This window comes from Bradyrhizobium sp. Ken64 (assembly GCF_055807555.1).
The window spans coordinates 207779-232373 of sequence record NZ_JBVVPA010000001.1; the positions used below are offsets into that span (position 1 = coordinate 207779).

Sequence of the window (24595 nt, forward strand, 5' to 3'; positions counted from 1 at the left end):
AATACCGCCACGTTCATCCCCCGACGAATTTTCTCGCACTCGGAGGATAACCGCATGCTTGCGCCATCGGGCGAATTGCTGCGCGCCGGCGTCGCGCTCAAGCTCAACCATCTCAAGCGCGCCGCCCAATCCTATGCCCGTGACCGGAGCAATCAGGCCACAGGGCGCATGACGTCGTACGCGACTGCGGCCGGACTTCTCGCGGTTGCGGGCTTGTTCGTCGTCGCAGCCTTCTTCGTCGGCCTGATCGCGCTCTACCGCTGGGTTGCAATCCATTACGGGCAATTCTGGGGGTTCGGCGCCGTTGGCGGCGTGCTTCTGATCCTGGCCGCCTCCTGCGCCGGCGTGGCTATGGCCCAGATGAAGCGCAAGACCAGGCCGATCGTGCCGCTCGCCAGCCGCCTGCGCGTGGCGATCGCCACCCCGCGCATCCCGCGCGGAACGGTGAAACAGGCGGTGAAAGAGGTCGCCACGACAATTCCCCTGGCGCCGCTCGCGCCGGGCGAACGAGGACATCAACCAGGACATGGCGGCAGCACGTGGCCGGCTCGGTCCAACCGGCCCGTGCAACTCGGGCTGATGCTCGCGGCCGTTGGGCTGGTCGGGCTCACGGCCGCGCGCCGGCGGCGTCACGGCCACGGAGCGGAGACCTGAATGCCTATGCGGCGCGCCGAACAATTTGACAGCTGGCTGTTAGTGGCAGCCACGACCGTGTTCGTGCTCACCGCGGAACGGTATTTCCAGGATTCCGGCATGGTCCGGCCGGGACCTCCGCAAGACCACCGCAAAGGCGAGGCGAATTCGCCGGAAACGAGCCCGACGGGTGCCGCCTCGCAGCCCGGCCGCGGCCGCCGCGCGAAAAGCCCGTTCGCGATCCCTTGGGCAGGCTGGAAGGACGTCTTCTGGCGCACCTATCAGCGCATCGACGACGATCGCCTGCTCGCGACCGCCGGCGGCGTCGTCTTTTTCGGGCTGCTCGCGATCTTTCCCGCGATCACGGCTCTGGTTTCGTTCTATGGCCTGTTCGCCGACCCCTCGACGATCAGTTCCAACCTGCAATCGCTCGCGATGATGCTGCCCGAAGGCGCATTCCAGATCGTCGAGGACCAGGTCGCCCGGGTCGTGTCGAACGGCGGCGCGACCCTTGGTTTCACTTTCCTGTTTGGCCTCGTCCTCGCGATCTGGAGCGCCAATGCCGGCGTCAAGGCCATCTTCGACGCCATCAACGTCGCCTATGAAGAGCGTGAAAAGCGCAGCTTCATCCGGCTGAACTCAGTCTCACTGGCTTTCACGGTCGGTGGCATCGTTGCCCTGCTGCTGATGGTGGGCGCCGTCGTTGCCTTCCCGCTCGCGCTCAATCACCTCGGCATGGCGCCCGAAAGCAAGACGATCGTGGCGCTGGCGCGATGGCCGGTGCTGTTCGTCATTCTTCTTGCGGCGCTCGCCGTCCTCTACCGCTTCGCGCCCAGCCGCGACGCCCCGCGCTGGCAATGGCTGAGCGTCGGCGCGGTGGCGGCTGCGATCCTCTGGATCGCCGGCTCGGCGCTGCTGTCATGGTATCTGTCCGAATTCGCCAATTACAACGCGACCTACGGTTCGCTCGGCGCAGCGATCGGCTTGATGATGTGGATGTGGATGTCGGCGATCGTCATCATGTTCGGGGCCGAGCTGAATTCGGAGATCGAACGGCAGACCCTGCGCGACACGACCACGGGGGCGCCCAAGCCGCTTGGCACCCGCCAGGCCGTCTCGGCCGACACGGTCGGCGCCGCAGTGCCATCCTGACGCGATGGTCAGGCCGAAGCCGGCCTGACCATGACTCGACCACAATCAACGCTTGGTGATCACCGCCTCCAGATATTCGCTGTGCACGACCACCGTGCCGTCATCGGCATGATTGAACTCACCGAGCAGGGTCATGAGATCGTGCCGCAGCGCGGCCTGGCCGGTCTCGTCGAGCGCAGCAAAGGCCTTCAGCATCGGGCCATAATAGGATTTGAAGACGTCGAGCCAGTGGTCGGGCGAGCGATAGCGGAACACGAACATGCGCGGCTCGGCTGAGATCTCCGAGGCCGCGCCGCCGAACATTTCCTCTAGTCGAGCCTGCGTGCCCCACAGCGCCGGCGACTTCACACCGGCCGGCGGCGGCAAGTGCTTGCCGATCGTCTTGAACAGCTGGCCGATGAAGCCCTGCGGCGTCCAGTTGGCAAGGCCGATCTTGCCGCCGGATTTACAGACCCGCGCGAGCTCGGAGGCCGCCTGGTCCTGGTCGGGCGTGAACATCACGCCGAAGGTCGAGAGCACGACATCGTAGCTCGCATCGGCAAAGGGGAGCGCTTCGGCGTCCGCTTCGCGAAATTCGACCGTCAGATGGTCCGCCGCCGCCCGCTCCTGTCCACGCTCGAGCAGCGCTGGCACGTAATCGGTGGATGTCACGTCGCACCAGCGTCGTGCGGCGGCCAGCGTCGCATTGCCATTGCCGGCGGCGACGTCCAGCACCTTGCTGCCGGCACGCAAATCCAAGGCTTCACAGAGCTGCTCGCCGACGATCTGCAAGGTGGTGCCGACGATGGCATAGTCGCCGGACGACCACGCAACATGCTGACGCTGCTTGATGGCAGCAAGATCGGGTTGGACGGCGGTCGGCTTGAGGGCGGCGGATGTCGACATGGCAATCTCCTGCGGTTGAAAACGCCGGGACGATAGGGCGCAAGTGGCCTTCTGGCCTTGAGACCGGCATTATTTTAGGCTGAGAACACCTTGATTTCCGAGTGTGGACCGGGGCGCAGCGTGGCGTACCAATTTGAGGATTTCATGCTCGATTCCGAGCGCCGCGAGTTGCGGCGGTCGGGTGCGCTCGTCTCCCTTGAGCCCCAGGTGTTCGACCTTCTGCTCTATCTGGTCCGCAACCGCGAGCGCGTGGTGACGCGGGACAATCTGCTCGATGCGATTTGGAACGGCCGCGTCGTCTCGGAATCGACACTGACCAGCCGGATCAACGCTGCGCGGCGCGCGGTCGACGACAGTGGCGAGCAGCAGCGGTTGATCCGCACCATTGCGCGCAAGGGCGTGCGGTTCGTCGGCGAGGTGACTGAGCTCACCGGGGCGACAAACCCGGCTGGTGCGATCAAGCCGGCTGCGCCGACACCGGCGGGCTTGCCGCTGCCCGACCGCCCCGCGATCGCCGTCCTGCCCTTCACCAATATGAGCGGCGAGGCCGAGCAGGATTATTTTTCCGATGGCATCAGCGAGGACATCATCACGGCGCTGTCGAAGCTGCGATGGTTCTTCGTCATCGCACGCAACTCCTCGTTCATCTACAAGGGCCGCACCGTTCACCTGCGGCAGGTCGCCGAGGAGCTCGGCGTGCGTTATGTCGTGGAGGGCAGCGTTCGCAAGGAGGGCGACCGCGTCCGCATCACCGCGCAGCTCAACGACACCGCCACCGGCAGCCATCTCTGGGCCGAACGCTATGACCGCAAGCTCGCCGATGTCTTCGCCGTGCAGGACGAGATCACCGAACACATCGTCGCCGCGATCGAGCCGCAGCTCTACGCTGCGGAAAATTTTCGCGCCCAGCGCAAGGCGCCCGAGAGCATGGATGCCTGGGATCTGCTGATGCGCGCGCTCTCCCACTATTGGCGCGTGACACGGCAGGACCACCTGGTCGCACAGGCCCTGCTCGAAAAGGCCATCGCACTTGACCCCAACTACGGCAAGGCGCTCGGACTGCTCGGCACCAGCTACATGTTCACGGCGCATATGGGCTGGATGGATATGACCACGGCAATGCCGGCCGCCGAGCGTGCGGCGCGGGCCGCGATTCGCGCCGATAACGAGGATGCCTGGGCCCATAATGCGCTCGGCCATGTCGATCTGTTCGCGCGGCGATTCGACGATTCGCTTGCCGAATTCGAGACCGCGCTGCGGCTCAATCCAAACTTTGCGCTGGCGCAGGGCTATTATGGCCTGGCGCTGAGCTATTGCGGGCGCTGGCAGGATGCCGACGAGGCCGCGCGCCGCGCCATCCGTCTCAGTCCGCGCGACCCCTATGCTCCCGTCTATTTCGGCATCGCCGCCTATGCCCGTTTTCTTGGCGGCGACGACGAGGAGGCCATCCGGCTCGCCCAGGAGGCTTTGCGCCAGCGTAGCGACTTCGTCGGCGCGCACCGGGTGCTGACTGCGGCCGCCGGCATGGCGGGTCACGGCGAGATTGCCCGTGCGGCGCTGAAGGAACTCCGCCGCGCCCAGCCGAACGTCTCGCTCGCCTGGATCGCAGAGTTCATGCCGATCAAGCTCAACCCCGACTGCGAGCGCTATCTGGAAGGTTTTCGCCGGGCCGGCCTGACTTGAGCCGCAAGAGAGCCGCTATCCCCTCGAATCAACAATGATGTTAATCTCATGCCGCTTGGGGGAGCATGCGGCGTGACGGGTTCGAGACGCCACCCGTGTTTTCCCGGTCAGGCAGTCAGCTCTTGAGGCGTAACGCGCGGCATGATTCGTATTTCGACGATCTTCATCGCCATCTGCATGGTTCTGCTCGCCGCCTCGCTTGGGCTCGTGCTCTACGCGGTCGCCGGCATCAGCGGAACCGAATCCGCGATCGTGGCGCTGACCGCGCTGACCTTCCTGATCCTCTACAACGCAGTGTCGATGCGACTGCGCGACCGCAGCGATGTCGGCGGCCAGATCGCCGATCTTTCGCGCGGCACCGCCGACCTCGCCCGCCAGGTCGCCGAGTTCGGCCGCCGGCTTGCCACGATCGAAGCACGCATCGCCTCCTCCAATTCGGCCAACTCAGACCGCATCCAGTCGGTGGTCGGCGAGATCAACGAGCTCGGCGGATTGGTCAGGCAGCTCGCCTCCACCGTGTCGGCCCATGAGGATCTGATGGCCGGCAACGCGCCGGCGACGGCCCCCGCTCCGGTCGCGAGGCTGGAGCCGGACGCGCCGCTCGACCTGATGGCTTCATTCGAGGAGGAGCGGCCGGCCACCCCTCCCCCGGCGCCCGCGCCGCCGCCACGGCCGGCAGCGCCGGCAATCCCGACCCAGACCGCCAATCCGGTTCAGGCCGCCAACGGCCGCAACCAGACCCAATTGCTGGCGACGCTCCGCAACGCGATCGACGAGAACCGCATCGACATCTTCCTCCAGCCGATGGTGACGCTGCCGCAGCGCAAGGTCCGCTTCTACGAGGCGGTGACGCGCCTGCGCGACGAGCGCGACCAGCTGGTGGCGGCCGAGGAGTTCATCAGCATTGCGGAGGCCTCCGGCCTGATCGGGCGCATCGACAACATGGTGATGCTGCGCTGCGTGCAGGTGCTGCGACGCCTGATGGTACGCAACAAGGAGGTCGGCGTGTTCTGCAACGTCGCGGCTTCCACGCTCGGCAATTCCACGACCTTCGCGCAATACCTCGATTTCCTCGAAGCCAATCGGGCGCTGGCGCCCTCGCTGGTGCTGGAATTCAAGCAATCGACCTTCCGCAATCTCGGCCCGGCCGAGACCGAGAATCTCGCCGCGCTCGCCCAGCGCGGCTTCCGTTTCTCGATCGACCATGTCACCGATTTGCGTATCGAACCGCGCGAGCTCGCCGATCGCGGCGTGCGCTTCATCAAGGTGCCGGCCTCGCTCCTGCTCGACCCCAGGCAGGCTTCGGCCTCGGACATCCACCCGTCCGACCTCTCCGACCTGCTCGGCCGCTTCGGCATCGATCTGATCGCCGAGCGGATCGAGGGCGAGCGAGCCGTGATCGACCTGCTCGACTATGACGTGCGGTTCGGCCAAGGGTTCCTGTTCGCGCCGCCCCGGCCATTGCGGCCGGAGGGGTCATCTGCTACCGCCGCGCCGAACCAGGCACAGGACACTCAGGGATCCAATGGCTCCGGCACACCGAGCTCAAGCGCAACGTCGGCTGCGTCTGCGCCACAGCGCGTCACCGGCAACGCCGCGCTCGCGCGCCGCATCTGATCGGCCGCACGCATCATGACCACGCTGCATTTCGCCGAAAGCCTGCGTGAACTCGTGGCTGGCGTGGACGTCGTGCTCAGCGACATCTGGGGCGTGGTCCATAACGGTCTCGAATCCTTCCCCGAAGCCTGCGAGGCGCTGCACACCTACCGCAGCCACGGCGGTACGGTCATCCTGATCACCAACGCGCCGCGCCCGGCCGACTCCGTGCAGCGGCAATTGCGCAAGCTCGGCGTCGCCGACGAGACCTATGACGCGATCGTGTCTTCAGGCGACCTGACGCGGCTCTATGTCGCCGACCATCCCGGCCGCAAGATGTTCTGGCTCGGCCCCGAGCGCGACAACTCGATCTATCGCGGCCTCGATGCGGTGACCGCGCCGCTGGAGGAGGCGGATTACATCGTCTGCACCGGCCTCTATGACGACGAGACCGAGACGGCGGAAGACTATCGCGGCATGATGCTGAAGGCGCGCGAGCGCAAGCTGACGCTGGTTTGTGCCAACCCCGACATCGTGGTGGAACGCGGCGACCGGCTGATCTATTGCGCCGGCGCGATCGCGGAGCTCTATCGCGAGCTCGGCGGCCAGGTGATCTTCTACGGCAAGCCGCACCGGCCGATCTACGAGCGCGCGATGGCGCTCGCCGGCGAACGCCAGGGCCACCAGATCGACCGCAAAAAGGTGCTCGCGATCGGCGATTCCGTCCGGACCGACCTCACCGGCGCGCGCGCGTTCGGCATCGATTGCCTGTTCGTGACCCGCGGCATCCATGCCGAGGAGTTCGAGGGTCTCGACCAGCTCGACCCGGCTTCCGTGCTGGAATTGTTCGGCCATCCGCCGAAGGCGCTGATGCGCGAACTGAAGTGGTAGCGAGGCTGATCGTCGTTCCCGCTTGATATGGGGCGTCGATTCCGGAACGACGAACCCGACGCAGAAAGCCCGGGACAATCGCCCGGGCCTTCCGAATTCAATCGATGGCTTCGATCGCGCCTTACGCGCTCGCCATGTCCGGGAAGACCGCCTCGATCTTGGTCTTCAGCGTCGCCGCGTTGAACGGCTTGACGATGTAGTTGTTCACGCCGGCCTTCTTGGCCGCGATCACGTTCTCGGTCTTTGATTCGGCCGTGATCATGATGAAGGGCGTGGTGGCGAGGTTCGGATCCGCGCGCACTTCGCGCAGCAGGTCGTAACCCGTCATCGGCTCCATGTTCCAGTCGGAAATCACGAGCCCGTACTTCTTGCCGCGCATCTTGTTCAGCGCTGCCGAACCGTCGCTTGCATCATCGATATTCTCGAAGCCAAGCTGCTTCAGGAGGTTCCTGATGATACGGATCATGGTGCTGTAGTCGTCAACCACCAGAACCGACATCGACAAATCAACCGCCATCTCGACTCCCCCAAACGCAAACCAGGAAATATTACGATCGGACCAGCCGGGCCGGAGCCCCGCGGTTCCATGCCCAAGGACTAGCACCAAGGCGTTAAACAGCGCGTTAACTGGGAACGCCCCCGGTGGACTGATATCGCTTTCGATGCGGCCGCCCCCTCCCGCTTGACTTCATCCGGCCCGTCGCGCCACGGTCCCGGCCGGTCCCGCCGGCTCGAGATTCCCCTGATGGCTCCGCATTTTACCGTTATCCGCGACACCACGCCGGACTCCGCCATTGCAAGGGGGGCCGTGGTCGCCATGGGCAATTTCGACGGCGTTCATCTCGGCCATCGCGCCGTGATCGCCGCAGCCCTGGAAATGGGCCGGAGACATGGCCGCCCTGCGCTGGCATTGACCTTCGAGCCGCATCCGCGCCGGTTTTTCAGCCCCAACACCCCGCAATTCCGCCTGACGGACGAGCGTGCCAAGCTGCGGCTTCTGGCCGGCACCGGACTTGACGGCGCCGTGGTCATGACCTTCGACAAGTCCCGCGCCGGGACCAGCGCGCAAGACTTCATTCACCACGACCTGATCGGGCGCCTGGGCATCGGCGGAATCGCCGTCGGCTACGACTTCCATTTCGGCAAGGGTCGGGTCGGCTCGCCGAGCCTCCTCGTCAACGAGGCGCCCCGGCTCGGCATCGAGGTCGACGTGCAGCCGCATGTCGATATCGACGAGCGGCCGGTTTCGTCCAGCGCGATCCGGATCGCGCTGGCCGAAGGCCAACTCGACGAGGCCACGGCCATGCTCGGCGCGCCCTGGTTCATCACCGGCGAGGTCATCCACGGCGAGAAGCGCGGCCGGGACCTCGGTTATCCCACCGCCAATATCCGCCTCGATGCCAATTGTGGCCTCAAGCACGGCATCTATGCGGTGCGGGTCGGCCGCGGCGCGGAGCGGCTGGACGGGGTGGCAAGCTTCGGCCGCCGCCCGACGTTTGATAATGGTGCGCCGCTGCTGGAAATCTTCCTGTTCGACTTCAAGGGCGATCTTTACGGACAGACGCTCGACTGCGCCTTTATCGGCTTCATCCGCGAGGAGCTGAAATTCGACAGCCTGGAGGCCCTGATCCGCCAGATGGATGACGATTCCGCCCGTGCCCGCGCCATGCTCGCCGCCGCCCCGGACGCGTTTCCGAGGCTTGGGACGATCGACTGAGGCCGAAAACGGGCCCGCCGAACCTTTTGCGCTTCCCTTGGCCCCCTGCTATGGAGAGCCCATGTTTGCGCGGCGCATCATAGGGATTAGCGGCCCGGCTTCCGCCTGAGCCTTCGGCTCGGCGCAAGACCGGGATGTTGTCGTTTCACCCGCGATTCCGCATCGCCATCCGTTCCCGCGCCCTTCCGAGCCAGTCAGCCTCATGTCCGACAAGCCACAAAAGTCCCAAAAATCCGAAGCCAAAGACTATTCGAAAACCCTGTTCCTGCCGCAAACCGAATTCCCGATGCGCGCCGGCCTGCCGCAGCGCGAGCCGGAGCTGCTGAAATACTGGAACGACATCGGCCTTTACGACAAGCTGCGCCAGGAAGCCCAGGGCCGCGCCAAATTCGTGCTGCATGACGGCCCGCCCTACGCCAACGGCAACATCCATATCGGGCACGCGCTGAACAAGATCCTCAAGGACGTCGTGACCAAGAGCCAGCAGATGCTCGGCTTCGACTCCAACTATGTGCCCGGCTGGGACTGCCACGGCCTGCCGATCGAATGGAAGATCGAGGAGGAGAACTACCGCTCCAAGGGCAAGCAGAAGCCCGACTTCCGCGACTCCGCCGCGATGGTGGCATTCCGCAAGGAATGCCGCGCCTATGCGACACACTGGATCAACGTGCAGCGCGAGGAGTTCAAGCGGCTCGGCATCATCGGCGACTGGGATCATCCCTATCAGACGATGAGCTATCCCGCCGAAGCGCAGATCGCCCGCGAGCTGATGAAATTCGCCGCCAACGGCACGCTGTATCGCGGCTCCAAGCCGGTGATGTGGAGCGTGGTCGAGAAGACCGCGCTTGCAGAGGCCGAGGTCGAGTACGAGGACTACACCTCCGACATGGTGTGGGTGAAGTTTCCCGTCACGTCCCCGGCACATGGTGCGCTCGCCAATGCTTCGGTCGTGATCTGGACCACCACGCCCTGGACACTGCCCGGCAACCGCGCGATCTCGTTCTCGCCGAAGATCGCCTACGGCCTCTACAAGGTGACGGATGCGGCCGCAGACAATTGGGCGAAGACCGGCGATCTCCTGATCCTGGCCGATGCGCTCGCCGCAGAGGTATTCAAGCAGGCGCGCGTCACGGCCTATGAGAAGCTGCGCGACATTCCCGGCGACACCTTGGACGCCGTGGAGTGCGCCCATCCCTTGCGCGGCCTCGATGGCGGCTACGAATTCATCGTGCCGCTGCTCGCCGGCGAGCATGTCACCGACGATACCGGCACCGGCTTCGTGCACACCGCGCCGAGCCACGGCCGCGAGGACTTCGACGTCTGGATGGCCAACACCCGCGAGCTCGATGAGCGCGGCATCTCGACCGCTATCCCCTACACTGTCGATGAGAACGGCGCCTATACCGGGCAGGCCCCCGGCTTCACCGGCAAGCGCGTGCTCAACGACAAGGGCGAGAAGGGCGATGCCAATGAGGCCGTGATCAAGGCGCTGGTCGAGGCCGGCAAGCTGCTCGCGCGCGGCCGCCTCAAGCACCAATATCCGCATTCATGGCGCTCGAAGAAGCCGGTGATCTTCCGCAACACGCCGCAATGGTTCATCGCGATGGACAAGGACATCAGCGAAGATGGCCACGCCAAGAAGGGCGATACACTGCGGGCCCGCGCGCTGCATGCGATCTCGGTCACGCAATGGGTGCCGCCGTCGGGTGAGAACCGCATCAACGGCATGATCGCCAACCGTCCGGACTGGGTGATCTCGCGCCAGCGCGCCTGGGGCGTTCCGATCGCCGTGTTCGTGCGCGAGAAGAGCGACGGCTCGGCCGAGATCCTGCAGGACGAGATCGTCAATCAGCGCATCACCGAGGCCTTCATGGAGGAAGGCGCCGACGCCTGGTACATGGAAGGCGCCCGCGAGCGCTTCCTTGGATCGCGCGCGAAGGAAGACTGGAAGAAGATCGACGACATCTGCGACGTCTGGTTCGATTCCGGCTCCACACATGCCTTCGTGCTCGAGGATCGCCAGAACTTCCCGCAGCTCGGCAATATCGTCCGCAAGGTCGATGGCGGCGACGACACCGTGATGTATCTGGAAGGCAGCGACCAGCATCGCGGCTGGTTTCATTCCTCGCTGCTGGAAAGCGCGGGCACGCGCGGCCGCGCGCCCTACGACATCGTGCTCACCCACGGCTTCACGCTCGACGAGAACGGCCGCAAGATGTCGAAGTCGATCGGCAACACCGTCGAGCCGCAGAAGGTGATCAAGGATTCGGGCGCGGATATCCTGCGCCTGTGGGTCTGCGCCACCGACTATGCCGACGACCAGCGCATCGGCCCGGAGATCCTGAAGAACACCATCGAGACCTATCGCAAGCTGCGCAACACCGTGCGCTGGATGCTGGGAACGCTGGATCACTACAGGCCGGCCGACGCAGTCGCGCCCGCCGACATGCCCGAGCTCGAACGGCTGATGCTGCACGAACTCGCGGTCCGTGCTGCCGTCGTCCGCAAGGCCTATCAGGAGTTCGACTACAAGACCGTGGTCGCAACCTTGTCCGCGTTCCTGAACAGTGAGCTCTCCGCGTTCTATTTCGACATCCGCAAGGACACGCTGTATTGCGATCCGCCGTCCTCGCCGACGCGCAAGGCAGCGCTGACCACGATCGATCTGTTGTGCAGCTCGATCCTGAAATGGCTGGCGCCGATCCTCAGCTTCACCGCGGAGGAAGCCTGGCGCATGTACAGGCCCAACGCCGAGCCCTCGGTTCACCTGACGCAGTTTCCCGACGACCTCGAAAGCTTGCGCGACGACAAGCTCGCCGCGAAGTGGGAAGCGATCCGCAACGTCCGCCGCGTCGTCACCGGTGCGCTGGAGCTCGAACGCGCCGCCAAGAACATCGGCTCGTCGCTGGAGGCATCGCCGGTCATCTATGTCGCCGACCGCGACATGCTTGCAACCCTGTTCGACACCGACCTCGCCGAGATCTGTATCACCTCGAACTACGAGGTGCGCGAGGGCGAGGCGCCGGCTTCCGCCTTCCGTCTCGATGCGGTTCCAGGCGTGGCGGTTATGGTGGAAAAGGCGGTCGGCACCAAATGCGCCCGTTCCTGGAAGATTTCGCCGACGGTGGGTGAAGACCCCGAATACCCCGACGTCACCCCGCGCGACGCCAAGGCGCTGCGCGAATGGAAAGCGCTGGGGGTCAGCGTTTAACTCTGCGTCGTCCCGGCGAAGGCCGGGACCCATAACCACCACCGCCGATTGCAGCGAAGGCTGATGACCACGAGTCTTTCAAACCATGATCGCCTCGGAGTATGGGTCCCGGCGTTCGCCGGGACGACGGCGGTGCTTGTGGTGGCGACAGAGATCACCCGCCTATGACCCCGCTTCGCGCCGGCATCCTCACGGCCGTGGTCACGCTCGTGGCCGACCAGGCCTCAAAGCTCTGGCTGCTGAACATGTTCGACCTCGCCCGTCGCGGCGCGGTGACCGTGACCCCGTTCTTCGACCTGGTGCTGGCCTGGAACATCGGCATCAGCTTCGGCTGGCTCCAGAACGACGGTCAGGCCGCGCAAATGGCGCTGATGGCGGTCAAGGTCCTCGCCGTGGTCGCGCTGGCGATCTGGATGGCCCGCTCGCACACCCTGCTGGCAACCATCGCGCTCGGCCTGATCATCGGCGGCGCGATCGGCAATGGTATCGACCGCCTGGCCTATGGCGCGGTGGTCGATTTCGCCCTGTTCCACATCGAGATCGGCGGAAAGACCTATAATTGGTACGTGTTCAACCTCGCGGACGTGGCCATCGTTGCTGGCGTGGCGGCGCTATTGTATGATTCCTTCCTGGGGGTACCCGCCGCAAAAGCGCCCTGATCCCGGCCGATACGGACCGGCAGGCGGAACCTTGCTTTTGCGAGGGATTATGCCGCGCGAGAGCGGCAAACTGCCACAATTTGGAACAGGTACAGTGATGCGCAGCTCGAAGACCAGCAGTTCGATGGTTGGAGACCCCCGGCAGGGGTTCTGGCGGGCGTTGAAATTGTCCGCTGTCGCGCTCGGCATCGGTCTCGTCATGTCGGCTGGCGCCGCCCGCGCCGGTGACAACGGCGACGATGACGACGACATGACCTTCGAAGAGAAGCTCATCGACAATCTGATGTCCGGTATTGGCGCCAAGGGCATGGAAAAGAAGGGCATCGAGTACCGCGAGCGGTCGCCGCTGGTGGTGCCGCCGAAGCTCGATTTGCCGCCGCCCGCCAGCGCCGACGCCGCCAACGCACCGAACTGGCCGAAGGATCCGGACGTGAGGCGCCGCAAGGAGGCCATCGCTCAGCGGAAAAAGGGCGGCCGCAACGGGGCAGAGGAGTACTGGAAAAACGCCCAGCCGCTGTCGCCCGCCGAGTTGAGCGCCAGCAAGACGGCCGCCGCCGAAAAGACCAGCAGGGATCCGGTCGCGCCGGGCGGCGATGTCAACCACCCGACGATGAGCCCGGCCGAGCTCGGTTATACCGGCGGTCTGTGGAACATGTTTTCGAACAACAAGAGCGAGAACAAGCCATTTACGTCCGAGCCGCCGCGTCAGTCTCTGACCGAGCCGCCGCCGGGATATCAGACGCCTTCGTCGAGCTATGCCTATGGTACCGGCGAGGATAAGTCGCGGCGGACCTATTTCGACGTCAGGTCGGGTAAGGAAAGGGAGCAATAGGCTCCTTGCCCGTCGCAACCAGGCGTAGACCCGCCGCAATCGTACGGTGTAGGCCGGACGCGGCAGATGACCTATTTTTAAGTACAACTTGACCGCGTTCTCTGCTTCGTGACCCGAAGCTCAAAGTCGCGCGGTGTAGCATGCCGTGTTTTCACGCCCGGACATCGGAGTCCGGGCTTTCACAAGGATCGTGATGTCCTCACACCGATCGGTTGCCTGCCTCTTCGCCGCGCTGCTCTCGACATCTGCCCTCGACGTCGGCAGCGCACTCGCCCAGACGACCGTCACGTCTGCGCCGCCCGCCAGTTTCACGCTCAGCAACGGTCTCCAGGTCGTGGTGATCCCCGACCATCGCACGCCCGTTGTCACGGAGATGATCTGGTACAAGGTCGGCTCGGCGGACGAGACGCCGGGCAAGTCCGGGCTCGCGCACTTCCTCGAGCATCTGATGTTCAAGGGCACATCGAAGCATCCGGTCGGCGAATTCTCCCAGACCGTGCTCCGCGTCGGCGGCAACGAGAACGCCTCGACCTCGGTGGACTACACCAACTATTACCAGCGGGTACCGAAAGAGCAGCTGCCGAAGATGATGGAGTTCGAGGCCGACCGGATGACCGGCCTGATCCTCAAGGACGAGAACGTGCTGCCCGAGCGTGACGTCGTGCTCGAAGAATACAACATGCGCGTCGCCAACAATCCGGACGCGCGGCTGAACGAGCAGATCATGGCGGCGCTCTATCTCAATCATCCCTACGGCCGGCCGGTGATCGGCTGGCATCAGGAGATCGAGAAGCTCGATCGCGAGGATGCGCTCGCCTTCTACCGCCGCTTCTATGCGCCGAACAACGCGACCCTGGTGATCGCCGGCGACGTCGAGCCCGCCGACATCCGCCCGCTGGTCGACCGCAATTTCGGCTCCATCCCGGCCCAGCCCGCAATCCCGGCGCGCCGCGTCCGCCCGCAGGAGCCGGAGCCCGCGGCGCCGCGCACCGTGACCCTGGCCGATCCGCGCGTCGAGCAACCCGGCTTGCGACGCTATTACCTGGTGCCCTCGGCGACCACGGCTGCGGCCGGCGAAAGCGCGGCCCTCGACGTGCTGGCGCAGCTGATGGGCAGCGGCAGCAATTCCTATCTCTACCGCGCGCTCGTGGTCGACAAGCCGCTCGCGGTCTCCGCCAGCGCCAGCTATTCGAGCATCTCGCTAGACCCGACCCAGTTCGCGATCTCGGCTTCCCCCAAATCCGGCGTCAGCTTCGCCGAGGTCGAGCAGGTGATCGACGGCGTCATTGCCGACATCGCGCAGAATCCGATCCGTGCCGAGGATCTCGAGCGGGTCAAGACCCAGCTCATCGCCGAGGCGATCTACGCCCAGGACAACCAGGCGGTGCTGGCACGCTGGTATGGCGGTGCATTGACCACGGGCCTGTCGATCGAGGACATCCGGAGCTGGCCAGATCGCATCCGCGCCGTCACCGCCGAGCAGGTCCGCACCGTCGCGCAGAAATGGCTCGAGAAAAAGCGCTCGGTGACGGGCTATCTGATCAAGGACACCGGCGCCGCCAAGCGCGAGGAGAAGCGTTCGTGACCCATCCCTTCCTTCGACGCGTTGCATTCTCCTTTGCCACCGGCGCAGCACTCGCGCTCGCTACCGTTTCGCCGTCGCAGGCGGCTGCAAAGATCCAGCACTTGACCTCGCCGGGTGGCATCGAGGCCTGGTTCGTGCAGGATGCGACCGTTCCGTTGATCGCCATGGAATATTCCTTTGCCGGCGGCTCGGCCCAGGATCCCAAGGACAAGTCGGGCGTCGCCAATCTGGTCGGCGATCTCCTCGACGAAGGCTCCGGCGATCTCGATTCCAAGACCTTCCATGAGCGACTCGATCGCCGCGCCATCGAGCTCTCTTTCAGCGCAACCCGCGACACTTTCCGCGGCAGCCTGCGCATGCTGCGCGACAACAAGGACGAGGCCTTCGACCTGCTGCGAAGCGCGCTGACCTCGCCGCATTTCGAAACTGCCGACGTCGAACGCATTCGCTCGCAGGTAATCTCGGCCCTGCGCCGCGAGACCACCAACCCGACCTCGCTGGCGAGCCGCAAATTCCTCGAGGTTGCCTTCGGCGGTCATCCCTACGGTCGGCAGTCCAACGGCAACCTCGACAGCGTTCCGACCATCACGGTTGCCGATATGAAGGATTATGTTGGCCGCGTGCTCGCCAAGGACACGCTCAAGATCGCGGTGGTTGGCGACGTGGATCCCGATACGCTCGGCAAGCTGCTCGACCACACGTTTGGCAGCCTGCCCGCCAAGGCCAACCTCGTGCCGGTCCCCGACGTCGAGGCCGCCAAGCCGCCGCAACGCGCCTTCGTGACGCTCGACGTGCCCCAGACCGTGATCACCTTCGGCGGCCCCGGGGTGAAGCGCAGCGATCCGAACTTCATGGCAGCCTATGTCGTCAACCACATCCTCGGCGGCGGCGGGTTGTCCTCGCGGCTCTATCGCGAGGTGCGCGAGAAGCGCGGGCTGGCCTATTCTGTGTTCGAATCGCTGCTCTGGATGGAGCATTCGGCGGTCTTCATCGGCAATACCGGCACCCGCGCCGACCGCGCAGGCGACACCATCGACGCCATCGACAAGGAAGTGCGCCGGATCGCCGAAGAAGGCCCGACGCAGAAGGAGCTCGACGAGGCCAAGTCCTACCTCAAGGGCTCGCAGATGCTGGCGCTCGACACCTCCTCGAAGCTCGCGCAGGCGCTGCTGCAATATCAACAGGACAAGCTGCCGATCGATTATATCGAGAAGCGCAACGCCGTCGTCGATGCAGTCACCATGGACGACGCCAAGGCGGCCGCAAGGCGCCTCTGGGGCCAGGGGCTCCTGACCGTCGTCGTCGGCCGCGCTCCGCAGGCCGCGGCGCAACCGGCAGCCGCACCGGTGACGAAGTCGAACTGACTGGCCGTAGCGACCATTCTCGCACAGGGCACGGCTGCGCTCCCTCCCCCCTTGTGGGGGAGGGTTGGCGAGAGGGGTAGCCACGAACTCTGCTCTCGCCGGTGGCTACCCCCCTCCCTGCCCCTCCCCCACAAGGGGGGAGGGAACGGATAGAGCGCGGCAAATTTCGCTCAAAGCAGATATGTTGCGCGCGCGAATCCTTTTCCTGGTGCCACCATGCTGCGGATATCCCGCGATCTCGTCATCGACGAGGACGACATCGAGATCGGCTTTGTCCGCGCCTCCGGCCCGGGCGGGCAGAACGTCAACAAGGTCGCGACCTCTGCGCAATTGCGCTTCGACACCCGCAAGCTGACGCTGCCAGAGGATGCCGCGTTGCGCCTCGCCCGGCTCGCAGGGCAACGCATGACCAAGGACGGCGTGATCGTGATCCAGGCCCAACGCTTCCGCACCCAGGAGCGCAACCGCCAGGACGCCATCGACCGGCTTACGGAGATGCTTAGCGAAGCCATGATCCGGCCCAAGCCGCGGCGCGCGACAAAGCCGACCTTTGGCTCCAAGCAACGCCGGCTCGAGGGCAAGAAGCGCCGCAGCGACATCAAATCCAAACGGGGCGGCGGCCGTGGCATCGACGACTGAGAGAGCCCGCTCGGTGGGCGCGGTCTGTCATGTGGGTAGTCCGGACCTGGCCCATGCATTTGGCGGCTTGAGCGGCTAGATTGGGCGCCTGAACACCGCCTTGAGTTCCTTCATGCCCGTCCGCCAATTGCCAGAACAGGTCGTCAACCGCATCGCCGCCGGCGAGGTGGTCGAACGTCCCGCGAGCGTGGTCAAGGAACTGGTCGAGAACGCCATCGATGCCGGCGCAAGCCGGATCGACGTCTTTACCGATGGCGGCGGGCGTCGGCGGATCGGCATCACCGACGACGGCGGCGGCATGACCGCCAGGGACCTGTCACTGGCGGTCGAGCGTCACGCCACCTCCAAGCTCGATGATGAGGACTTGCTGCAGATCCGAACGCTTGGATTCCGCGGCGAGGCGCTGCCCTCGATCGGCTCCGTGGCGCGACTCTCCATCACCACGCGGCATGCCAGCGAGCCGCACGCCTGGGCGCTCAATGTCGAGGGCGGCGAGAAGTCCGAGATCATGCCGGCCGCGCTCGCGCACGGCACGCGGGTCGAGGTCAACGACCTCTTCTACGCGACGCCGGCGCGGCTGAAGTTCTTGAAGACCGACCGGACCGAGGCAGAAGCGATCCGTGAGGTGGTGCGGCGCCTGGCAATGGCGCGACCCGAAATCGCCTTCACGCTGGCGGGCGAAGAGCGCGCGCCGGTGACCTGGGCTGCGGCACTGCCCGGCGTCGCCGGTCGCCTCACGCGTCTCGGCGACATCCTGGGGGCAGAGTTCCGCAGCCATGCCATCGAGGTCCACGCCGAGCGCGAGGGCGTGGTGGTCGCCGGCTATGCCGCAGCGCCGGCGCTAACCAAGGCCAACGCTCTCGGGCAATATCTCTTCGTCAACGGCCGCCCGGTGCGCGACAAGCTGATCTTAGGGGCGGTGCGCGGGGCCTATGCCGACTATCTGCCGCGCGACCGTCATCCGGTGCTGGCGCTGTTCGTCACGCTCGATCCGCGCGAGGTCGACGCCAACGTGCATCCGGCCAAGACCGAGGTGCGGTTTCGCAACGCCGGCCTCGTACGCGCGCTGATCGTGCACGGATTGAAGGAAGGGCTTGCGCGGGAGGGCCGGCGCACCGCCGCCAACAGCGGCGAAAGCGCGCTGTCGTCGTTCCGCCCCGCATTCACGCCGCGCCCGGCAAGCTGGGACTGGCGGGCGTCGCCATCCGCCCCGGTGGCGCCGATGCCATCATTCGAAGGCTCCGCTGCGCCCGCCTTCGCCGAGCGCGCACAGTCCGCGTTCGACGTCGGCGCGCCCAGTGCGGACGTGCGGATCGAGAGCCAGCCCGTCAGCGACCTGGTCGACCGTCCGCTCGGCGCGGCCCGCACCCAGATCCACGAGACCTATATCGTCTCGCAGACCCGCGACGGCTTGATCATCGTCGACCAGCATGCCGCGCATGAACGCATCGTCTACGAGCGGCTGAAGGCTTCGCTGTCGGCCAACGGCGTGCAGCGGCAGATCCTGCTGATCCCCGAGATCATCGAGATGGACGAGGCCACGGTGGAGCGCCTGCTCGAGCGCAGCGAGGAGCTGGCGTCGTTTGGCCTTGCGATCGAGTCCTTCGGCCCCGGCGCGGTCGCGGTGCGCGAGACGCCGTCGCTGCTCGGCAAGACCAACGCAGGCGGGCTCTTGCGCGATCTGTCCGAGCACATGACAGAGTGGGACGAGGCGCTGCCTCTGGAGCGCCGCCTGATGCACGTCGCCGCCACCATGGCCTGCCATGGCTCGGTGCGCGCCGGCCGCAGGCTGCGGCCGGAGGAGATGAACGCCCTGCTCCGCGAGATGGAGGACACGCCGAACTCCGGCCAGTGCAATCACGGCCGCCCGACCTATGTCGAGCTGAAGCTGAGCGACGTGGAGAAGCTGTTCGGGCGGAGGTGACAGTGCCGTAGGGTGGGCAAAGGCGCGCAGCAACGTGCCCACCATCTATCCACGATCCCAACAGAGTTGGTGGGCACGCTTCGCTTTGCTCACCCTACGGCAGCGAGACTACGGCCGCCTCAAAAACACGAACTCCGTGTCGTCATAAGCGCGCCGCTCCAATTCCTCGAAGCCCTCCGGCGTGACGAACTGCGCAGCCTTGGCCTCCTCGACCACCAGCAGCGCGCCCGGCGCCAGCCAGCCGCCGTCGCGCAAGCTCGCGAGCGCCTTCTCCGCAAACCCCTTGCCATAGGGCGGATCGAGGAACACCAGCGAGAAAGGCTCGACCGGATGGGCAGGGCCGAGATCGGTGGCATCACGACGATAGACTTTTGTCACGCCACCCAAGCCCAGCGTCTCGACATTATTCCGCAGCAGGGCGCGCGCTTCCGCGCCGTTGTCGACGAACAGCACGAATTTCGCGCCGCGAGACGACGCCTCGATGCCGAGCGCGCCGGTGCCGGCGAAGAGATCGAGCACGCGCGCATCCGCAATCGGATCGTCATAGGCGTGCACGAGGATGTTGAACACGGACTCGCGCAGGCGGTCCGCCGTGGGGCGGATGTCGCGCGAGGACGGTGAGGCCAGATTGCGCCCCTTCAATCGACCGCCGACGACGCGCAACGTCAGTCCTCCTTCGGCGCCAGATCGCGCTTGCCGTGATAGCCGCGCTTGGGACGGCGCGGCGGACCGTAGCCGCTCGCCTCAGCCTCGTTACGCTCGCGCGCTTCCTCGCTGCCGGTGCGCTGCACCAGCACGCGACGGCCCTTGCGGTCATTGATCACGCCGCGCTTGCTCGCCGGCTTCTTCTCGCGCGGCGCGTCGTCCCCCTCATGCGAGGCAGATTTCTGCGGCACGTCGAACTGCGCGCCCGATTTCTCGATGATCTTTTCGCCGAGCTGGTCGCGCAGCACGCGGGACTTGATCTCCTCGACCTGACCTTCGGGGACCTCGCCGAGCTGGAACGGGCCGTAGGACACCCGGATCAGCCGGTTCACCTCGAGCCCGAGATGGGCGCAGACGTTGCGCACTTCGCGGTTCTTGCCCTCCCGGATCGCGAACACCAGCCAGACATTGGCGCCCTGGTCACGCTCCAGCGTGGCGTCGATTGGACCATATTTGACGCCCTCGATCTCGATGCCGTTCTTCAGCTCGTCGAGCTGCGCCTGCGTGACCTCGCCATGGGCGCGGACACGGTAGCGGCGCAGCCAGCCGGTGTCCGGCAGCTCGAGCGTGCGCGCGAGCCCGCCATCATTGGTGAGCAGCAGCAGGCCTTCGGTGTTGAAGTCGAGCCGGCCGATCGAGATCAGCCGCGGCAGACCTTCCGGCAAATTGTCGAACACGGTCGGACGCCCCTCGGGATCGTCATGCGTCGTCATCAGGCCGCGGGGCTTGTGATAGAGGAACAGCCGCGTGCGCTCGCGCTCCGGCAACGGCTTGCCGTCGATGGTGACGACATCGTTCGAGGTGATGTCGAGCGCCGGCGAATTGATCACCCGGCCGTTGACGCTGACGCGGCCCTGCGTGACCATCTCCTCGGCATCGCGGCGCGAGGCGAGGCCCGCGCGCGACAGCACCTTGGCGATACGCTCGCCGGCCTTCTTCGGCTTGGTCTCTTCCTCGCGGCGCGGCCGCCGCTCGGTATCACGATCGCGCTCGCGATAAGCGCCGCGGCCACCGAAGGCCGGACGCTTCTCGAAGATCCTGCTCTCGTCCTCGTTTTCGCGGCGTGGACGATCACCGGAGCGAGCTTCGCTGCGGGGATGCTCGTGCCAGTCGGAGCGGCCCTCGGAGCGCTCGCGCGGACGATCGAATTTCGGGCGGTCGCCGCCGCGATCGAACCTCGGACGATCATCGCGTGGACGATCGAACTTGGGACGATCGACCTTGGGACGATCGAATTTGGGCCGCTCGCGGAACGGACGGTCACCCGATGGACGATCGTCGCGCGAACGCGAAAAGCGCGGACGGTCGTCGCCGCCGCCTTGCCGATCCTCACGCTTCTGCCAGGGCTTGTCTCCACCGCGGTCGCTGCCGCCAAACTCCTTGCGCGGACCCTTGCTGAAGTCCTTGCGTGGCGGCCGGTCGCCGCGCGGAGCCGCATCGCGCTTCTGCCAGGGCTTCGAATCGCTGCGCTCGCTGCGATTGCGGTCCGGTGCGCCGCGCGAAAACTTCCGCTCGCCGTCGAACTTGCGTTCCGGACGGTCGCCACGCGGCGCGTAAGCTCGCTTGTCGCCAAACTTCGCGTCACCGGTTCGGCCGGCCGGACGGGACTCGTCGCGATCCCTGCGCGGCGGACGGTCATCACGCCCATAGGACGGGCGATCACCGCGCGGCTTGAACGGCCGCTTCTCGCCATCGCGCGAGGAGCGATCAGAAAATGGGCGGTCGCCACGGGGCTTGAACGGGCGCTTCTCGCCGTCGCGCGAGGGACGATCGGAAAACGGACGGTCTTCACGCGGCTTGAAGGGCCGATCGCCGCGCGGCTTGAAGCTGCGCTCGCCACGATCCTCGCCGCGCGGCCGGTCTTCGCGCGGCCGGTCTTGGCGATTGAACTTCGGGCGGTCGCTGAAGTCGCGGCGGGGCGCATCACCCTCCTCGCGGCGGCGGACCGGACGGCTGTCGCGGTCGCCGCGGGGCGGGCGGGCATCGCCCTTGCCCTCAAAGCCGCGCTTGGCGAACTTCTTGTCGGGCCCGCGGGGCTTGCCGGAGCGGCCCTTGGCCGGACCGCCCTTGGCCGGGCCGCGATCGCGACGGCCGCGGGAATCGTTGTCTTTGTCGCTGTCGCGAGGCATGAATAATCTCACTCAGGGGGTGGCCAGAAAGCATTGTGCGCGCTCGTCTCGAGCCGCATGCTCAGGCAAAATCGGTAAGCACTTCTGCTGAAGGCGCAGCTACTAGCAGGTTTCTGGCGATGATACGAGGCTTGAAAGCCCCCTCTTTCATGGATTTGGCGCTCAAAACGGCCGAAAACGCCGGAAAGGCGGGCGAAGTTCCGATCGGATGCGTCGTGGTCCGCAATTACGAGGTCATCGCCACCGCGGCGAACCGGACGCTCACCGATTACGACCCCACGGCGCATGCCGAGATCGTTGCGCTGCGCGAGGCGGCCAGAAAAATCGGCAGCGAGCGCCTGGTCGACTGCGACCTCTACGTGACGCTGGAGCCCTGCACCATGTGTGCGGGCGCGATCTCGTTTGCAAGGGTGAGGCGGCTGTATTACGGCGCCGCCGACCCCAAGGGCGGCGCGGTTGAATCAGGCGTGCGGTTCTTCACCTCGCCGACCTGCCATCACGTTCCGGATGTCTATTCCGGGGTCGGCGAAAGCGAGGCGGCGCGGCTGCTCAAGGACTTCTTTCGCGAGCGGCGCTAAGGCGCGGCAAAGAACTCGCGCAGCGCCTTCGCGGTGACGTCGGGGTTCTCCTCGGTGAGGAAGTGGCCGGAATCCACGGGATGGCCCACGACGTTGGTCGCCCATTGCTTCCAGATGTCGAGCGGGGTGGCGGCGGCTTGCGCCACGCCGGCATTGCCCCACAGCGCCAGCATGGGAATGGTGATCTTGTTGCCGGCCTCGAAATCGGCCTTGTCGAGATCGTAATCGACATAGGCGCCGGCGCGATAATCCTCGCACATCGCGTGGACGCGGGCGGGATCGCGGAACGGGGCGATGTAATGTTCGAGCGCGCGCGCGTCGATGGCATCGAGCGTCTTCGATTTGGTCTGGCTCGCCATCTTGAAGCGGAGGAAGAACTCGCCATTGCTTGAAATCAGCGTCTCCGGCAATGGCGCGGGCTGCGCCAGAAACGTCCAGTGATAGATCTTCAGCGCATAGGCGCGGTTCATCCGCTCCCAATAATTATAGGTCGGCAGGATATCGAGCACCGCAAGCTTCGACAGCCGGCCGGGATGATCGAGCGCCAGCCGATACGAGACACGGCCGCCGCGGTCGTGGCCGGCGAGCGCGAAGTGCACGTGGCCGAGTTGCTCCATCGCCTCGACCATGGCCTTGGCCATCGCGCGCTTGCTGTAGGGGATGTGCAGCGCATCGCTCTCGGGCATGTCGGACCAGCCATAGCCGGGCAGATCGGCGATGATCAGCGTGAACCGGTCGGCCAGCTGCGGCGCGACGCGGTGCCACATCACGTTGGTCTCGGAGAAGCCGTGCAGCAGCAACAGCGGCGGTCCCTTGCCGCCGACGCGGGCGAAGACGCGGCCGAAGGAGGTGTTGATCCATTCGGAGGCGAAGCCGGGATAGAGGTCGGCGAGATCGGACATCTTCTGCATCCTTATCTGTCAGCGCGGGATCTGTTCGGTCCTGAGAATGCCCCAAAACAAAAAGTCGAAAAACAACCCCATGCACAGTAGCTAAGTCCAACAGCCGCCTACACAATTTCGAAGTGCCGACGGGCACGACCGAAATTGCGCGGGCGCGCGAAAAAAGCCTGTCAGCTCTTGGACTTCTCGGCGTCCACCGCCTGCCAGCCGATGTCGCGGCGGCAAAAACCTTCCGGCCAGTTGATGCGGTCCACGGCCTGGTAGGCGCGGGCCTGCGCCTCCGTCACGGTCTTGCCGAGCGCGCAGACATTGAGCACGCGGCCGCCATTGGCGAGGATGGCGCCGTCCTTCTCGACCGTGCCGGCGTGGAAGATCTCGGCGGTCTCGACCCTGGCGGCGTCATCGAGCCCCTCGATCCGCGTGCCTTTCTGATAGTCGCCGGGATAGCCCTTCGCCGCCATCACCACCGTGAGCGCGGCCTCCGGATGCCAGCGCAGGTCAAAGTTCTTCAGCTGCCCGTCGCAGGCGGCGAGGAAGGCCGGCACGATGTCCGACATCATCCTGAGCATCAGCACCTGGCACTCGGGATCGCCGAAGCGCACGTTGAACTCGAACAGTTTTGGCCCTTGCGTCGTCAGCATGATCCCGGCGTAGAGGATGCCGCGGAACGGCGTGCCGCGCTGCTTCATGCCTGATACCGTAGGCCTGATGATCTTGGCCATGATCGCGTCGTGGATCGCCGGCGTCACCAGCGGCGTCGGCGAATAGGCGCCCATGCCGCCGGTGTTCGGACCGACGTCATGGTCGAACACGCGCTTGTGGTCCTGCGCGGAGGCCAGCGGAATGGCGGTCTCGCCGTCGCACAGCGCGAAGAAGCTGATCTCGCGGCCTGCGAGAAACTCCTCGATCACGACCTCGGCGCCAGCCTCGCCGAAGCCGCCCTCGAACATCATGGCGATGGCGTCCTCCGCCTCGCGCACGGTCTTGGCGACGACGACGCCCTTGCCGGCGGCAAGGCCGTCGGCCTTGACCACGATCGGCGCCCCCTGGCTCTCGACGTAGGCACGCGCATCGGCGGCGTTGGTAAAGCGCTTGTAGGCGCCGGTCGGAATGCCGAACTCGGTGCACAGCGCCTTGGTGAAGCCCTTCGAGCTTTCGAGCTGGGCGGGGATCCTGTCCGGCCCGAACGCCTTGATGCCGGCGGCGGTGAGGTCATCGACGATCCCGGCCGCCAGCGGCGTCTCCGGGCCGACCACCACGAGCTCGACCGCATTCGCCTTGCAGAAGGCGATCACGGCGGCATGGTCGGCGATGTCGAGCGCCACGCATTCCGCCTCGCGCGCGATCCCGGCATTGCCCGGCGCGCACCAGAATTTGGTCACCAGGGGAGAGGCCGCGATCTTCCACGCCAGCGCATGTTCGCGGCCGCCGGAACCGAGCAGGAGAATGTGCATCGAGGGCTCAGAATGAGGGGTTTGGCTTGCGGCGGAGGTCGCACGAATCGGGGTGG

General features: G+C 65.7%; 20 protein-coding genes. 14 read left to right on the forward strand and 6 right to left on the reverse strand.

The window, feature by feature from the left end; all coding sequences use genetic code 11:
- The first annotated feature begins 54 nt into the window (after nt 1-54).
- Both AC0L2F_RS01070 and AC0L2F_RS01075 read left to right on the forward strand, forming a co-directional pair.
- Nucleotides 55-654 (forward strand): phage holin family protein, encoded by a 600-nt coding sequence (locus AC0L2F_RS01070; protein ID WP_473247197.1) that lies wholly within the window; start codon nt 55-57, stop codon nt 652-654.
- The gene (locus AC0L2F_RS01075) at nt 655-1785 is read left to right on the forward strand and encodes a YihY/virulence factor BrkB family protein (RefSeq protein WP_007614890.1); all 1131 of its coding nucleotides are present in this window, start codon (nt 655-657) and stop codon (nt 1783-1785) included.
- A 45-nt stretch (nt 1786-1830) separates the two neighbouring features.
- Here the strand turns inward: AC0L2F_RS01075 and AC0L2F_RS01080 are convergent, their stop codons facing one another.
- Nucleotides 1831-2670, reverse strand: a complete 840-nt coding sequence (locus AC0L2F_RS01080; RefSeq protein WP_473247198.1) for a class I SAM-dependent methyltransferase — start codon at nt 2668-2670, stop codon at nt 1831-1833.
- Nucleotides 2671-2790: 120 nt separating this feature from the next.
- Here AC0L2F_RS01080 and AC0L2F_RS01085 point away from each other — a divergent pair, with 120 nt between their 5' ends.
- The 3 genes from AC0L2F_RS01085 to AC0L2F_RS01095 all read left to right on the forward strand — a co-directional run bounded on the left by AC0L2F_RS01085 (nt 2791) and on the right by AC0L2F_RS01095 (nt 6840).
- Nucleotides 2791-4353, forward strand: a complete 1563-nt coding sequence (locus AC0L2F_RS01085) for a winged helix-turn-helix domain-containing tetratricopeptide repeat protein (RefSeq protein ID WP_473247199.1) — start codon at nt 2791-2793, stop codon at nt 4351-4353.
- Between the two features lie 141 nt (nt 4354-4494).
- A complete protein-coding gene (locus AC0L2F_RS01090; protein ID WP_473247200.1) occupies nt 4495-5970 on the forward strand; it encodes an EAL domain-containing protein in 1476 nt (491 codons plus the stop codon).
- Between the two features lie 15 nt (nt 5971-5985).
- Nucleotides 5986-6840: a TIGR01459 family HAD-type hydrolase gene (locus AC0L2F_RS01095; RefSeq protein ID WP_473247201.1), complete on the forward strand. Its 855-nt coding sequence runs from the start codon at nt 5986-5988 to the stop codon at nt 6838-6840.
- Between the two features lie 121 nt (nt 6841-6961).
- Here AC0L2F_RS01095 and AC0L2F_RS01100 read toward each other — a convergent pair whose 3' ends face one another.
- Nucleotides 6962-7357 (reverse strand): response regulator, encoded by a 396-nt coding sequence (locus AC0L2F_RS01100; protein ID WP_007596883.1) that lies wholly within the window; start codon nt 7355-7357, stop codon nt 6962-6964.
- Nucleotides 7358-7585: 228 nt separating this feature from the next.
- On the opposite strand from AC0L2F_RS01100, the gene AC0L2F_RS01105 reads away from it, so the two are divergent.
- The 8 genes from AC0L2F_RS01105 to mutL all read left to right on the forward strand — a co-directional run bounded on the left by AC0L2F_RS01105 (nt 7586) and on the right by mutL (nt 18771).
- A complete protein-coding gene (locus AC0L2F_RS01105) occupies nt 7586-8557 on the forward strand; it encodes a bifunctional riboflavin kinase/FAD synthetase (protein WP_473247202.1) in 972 nt (323 codons plus the stop codon).
- A gap of 202 nt (nt 8558-8759) precedes the next feature.
- Nucleotides 8760-11768 (forward strand): isoleucine--tRNA ligase, encoded by a 3009-nt coding sequence (gene ileS / locus AC0L2F_RS01110; protein ID WP_473247203.1) that lies wholly within the window; start codon nt 8760-8762, stop codon nt 11766-11768.
- 164 nt (nt 11769-11932) lie between these two features.
- The gene (lspA, locus tag AC0L2F_RS01115) at nt 11933-12427 is read left to right on the forward strand and encodes a signal peptidase II (protein WP_007614911.1); all 495 of its coding nucleotides are present in this window, start codon (nt 11933-11935) and stop codon (nt 12425-12427) included.
- Between the two features lie 97 nt (nt 12428-12524).
- The gene (locus tag AC0L2F_RS01120) at nt 12525-13259 is read left to right on the forward strand and encodes a hypothetical protein (RefSeq protein WP_473247454.1); all 735 of its coding nucleotides are present in this window, start codon (nt 12525-12527) and stop codon (nt 13257-13259) included.
- Between the two features lie 193 nt (nt 13260-13452).
- Nucleotides 13453-14844: a M16 family metallopeptidase gene (locus AC0L2F_RS01125; protein WP_473247204.1), complete on the forward strand. Its 1392-nt coding sequence runs from the start codon at nt 13453-13455 to the stop codon at nt 14842-14844.
- Complete coding sequence (locus AC0L2F_RS01130; protein WP_473247205.1) at nt 14841-16208, forward strand: M16 family metallopeptidase; 1368 nt, start codon at nt 14841-14843, stop codon at nt 16206-16208. Before AC0L2F_RS01125 ends, AC0L2F_RS01130 begins: the two co-directional genes overlap by 4 nt.
- Nucleotides 16209-16424: 216 nt before the next feature.
- Nucleotides 16425-16847, forward strand: a complete 423-nt coding sequence (gene arfB, locus AC0L2F_RS01135) for an alternative ribosome rescue aminoacyl-tRNA hydrolase ArfB (protein ID WP_473247206.1) — start codon at nt 16425-16427, stop codon at nt 16845-16847.
- Nucleotides 16848-16959: 112 nt separating this feature from the next.
- Entirely contained in the window at nt 16960-18771 is a 1812-nt protein-coding gene (gene mutL, locus AC0L2F_RS01140; protein ID WP_473247207.1) for a DNA mismatch repair endonuclease MutL, read from the forward strand.
- 108 nt (nt 18772-18879) lie between these two features.
- Here mutL and rsmD read toward each other — a convergent pair whose 3' ends face one another.
- Together rsmD and AC0L2F_RS01150 are read right to left on the reverse strand one after the other, a co-directional pair.
- A complete protein-coding gene (gene rsmD, locus AC0L2F_RS01145) occupies nt 18880-19434 on the reverse strand; it encodes a 16S rRNA (guanine(966)-N(2))-methyltransferase RsmD (protein WP_063993952.1) in 555 nt (184 codons plus the stop codon).
- Between the two features lie 2 nt (nt 19435-19436).
- Nucleotides 19437-21605, reverse strand: a complete 2169-nt coding sequence (locus AC0L2F_RS01150; RefSeq protein ID WP_473247208.1) for a pseudouridine synthase — start codon at nt 21603-21605, stop codon at nt 19437-19439.
- A gap of 119 nt (nt 21606-21724) precedes the next feature.
- On the opposite strand from AC0L2F_RS01150, the gene AC0L2F_RS01155 reads away from it, so the two are divergent.
- Nucleotides 21725-22183 carry a nucleoside deaminase gene (locus tag AC0L2F_RS01155; RefSeq protein WP_473247455.1) on the forward strand — a complete coding sequence of 153 codons (459 nt, stop codon included), beginning with the start codon at nt 21725-21727 and terminating at the stop codon, nt 22181-22183.
- Here AC0L2F_RS01155 and AC0L2F_RS01160 read toward each other — a convergent pair.
- On the reverse strand, nt 22180-23085 hold the full coding sequence (locus tag AC0L2F_RS01160; RefSeq protein ID WP_473247209.1) for an alpha/beta fold hydrolase: 906 nt from the start codon (nt 23083-23085) through the stop codon (nt 22180-22182). The genes AC0L2F_RS01155 and AC0L2F_RS01160 overlap by 4 nt on opposite strands.
- Nucleotides 23086-23255: 170 nt before the next feature.
- Nucleotides 23256-24539 carry a phosphoribosylamine--glycine ligase gene (gene purD / locus AC0L2F_RS01165; RefSeq protein ID WP_473247210.1) on the reverse strand — a complete coding sequence of 428 codons (1284 nt, stop codon included), beginning with the start codon at nt 24537-24539 and terminating at the stop codon, nt 23256-23258.
- Nucleotides 24540-24595 lie beyond the last annotated feature (56 nt).